Origin of the sequence: Rhodovulum strictum, from assembly GCF_009649175.1 — a bacterium.
GTDB classification, from domain to species: domain Bacteria; phylum Pseudomonadota; class Alphaproteobacteria; order Rhodobacterales; family Rhodobacteraceae; genus Rhodovulum; species Rhodovulum strictum.
In genome coordinates this window covers 1-1,184 of record NZ_WJPO01000077.1, presented here as the reverse complement: position 1 = coordinate 1,184, position 1,184 = coordinate 1, and the positions used below count along the sequence as shown (strand labels likewise).

Here is a 1,184-nt window from a genome sequence, read left to right as displayed (position 1 = left end):
GCTATGGTCTGCCATAGCTTCAGGCTCTTACAGCCAGCCGCTCCGGTCCGTCAGACGGCCCTCGGCGGAGCCTTACGAGAGGCGCGCAGCAGTGCCGGGTCCATAATTCCGGTGAGGGGGCAGCTGCCCCGCCAATAGTCCATAAGGCCCGCGCGGAAAACGTCCTGGCCGATGCGCTGAACGACCAGCCGCTCGGCCTCGGTGGTCTGCGGGAGATCATTGGTTTTCGCTTGGAATTCCTGCAGCGGTGCGTCGGGCAGACTTGCCGCCAACTGATAGATGCGCGGCAACACGGCGTAGAGCGCGCCAAGCGTGTCGAAGACATAGCGGGCAAGGCCGGGGCCTGGCATTTCAGCCGAAGGCAGGCCCAGCTCCTCGATGACGCCGGCATGATCGAGGGCTAGGTACCATGGTCCCTGCGACCCCGCGGCGGCCAGATGGATCGTGCCGTGTGCGGTGGTAGAACCGAAGGCGGCCCAACCCGCGTCGGTGTCGAGATTGCGGCGAAAGCCATGCTGCCAGGCGGCCTTCTCGCATTCCTCGCGGACGACAAAGGACTGGGGTGCCTCGACTATCATAGGTCCATCCTGAAGAGGCGCTGTTCCGCTGGCGTCGAACTCATTCGCAGCCTTACGTACTGGTCGTTCTGCAGTTTCTTCGGAGGAGCCGTTGTCGTCGTAACAATATATTGGAAGCATGGCGGTCCAGCTTCATCCTCCCAACGTTGGACCAGCTCGAACAGGCGGGCATACAGTGTCCCGTCAAGGTCCGCCTCGCGCGGGCTGTCATGAATGAGAAAGGCCGGTAAATCCGCTTTTTCTTCGACTGCCAAGTGCAGCGCTGCAAGGTCAAAGGCAACAATCTTCAGAGAGTCGAGCGCGGCCGTCGAAACCTCGCCCCGGCCAGAGAACTGTGCGTCGACCTTCAATCCTTTGCCGTCGAGCTTTATCGCACCATCGACACCTTCAGGAAGCCAGGCGGACATGATCCCCCGATAGGCGACCGAGTAATTGTTGGCGTTGACCAGCAACTCGGCAGCCTCGATCTGGCGCAATGGTCTCATTTTCCGAAGGATTTCGAACACCGCCATCGGACACGGCTTGTCCTTAGGGTCAGGACCCATTGATATACTTGAAGCTGTCCGGCCTGCGTGATTCAAGCTCCCGAACTGACGGGGGTGGAGA

The 1,184-nt window shown here is 60.8% G+C and carries 2 protein-coding genes; both read right to left on the bottom strand.

Going from position 1 to position 1,184, the window contains the following annotated elements:
• Positions 1–50: 50 nt before the first annotated feature.
• Complete coding sequence (locus tag GH815_RS18685) at positions 51–578, bottom strand: hypothetical protein (protein ID WP_211365136.1); 528 nt, start codon at positions 576–578, stop codon at positions 51–53.
• The gene (locus GH815_RS18680; RefSeq protein WP_246176543.1) at positions 575–1,090 is read right to left on the bottom strand and encodes a DUF2326 domain-containing protein; all 516 of its coding nucleotides are present in this window, start codon (positions 1,088–1,090) and stop codon (positions 575–577) included. The genes GH815_RS18685 and GH815_RS18680 overlap by 4 nt, the downstream gene beginning before the upstream one ends.
• Between the last annotated feature and the right edge of the window lie 94 nt (positions 1,091–1,184).

What these genes read in the sequence shown, in the direction of transcription:
- GH815_RS18685 (WP_211365136.1), bottom strand. Translation starts at nt 578, where the DNA reads ATGATAGTCGAGGCACCCCAGTCCTTTGTCGTCCGCGAGGAATGCGAG.
- GH815_RS18680 (WP_246176543.1), bottom strand. Translation starts at nt 1,090, where the DNA reads ATGGCGGTGTTCGAAATCCTTCGGAAAATGAGACCATTGCGCCAGATC.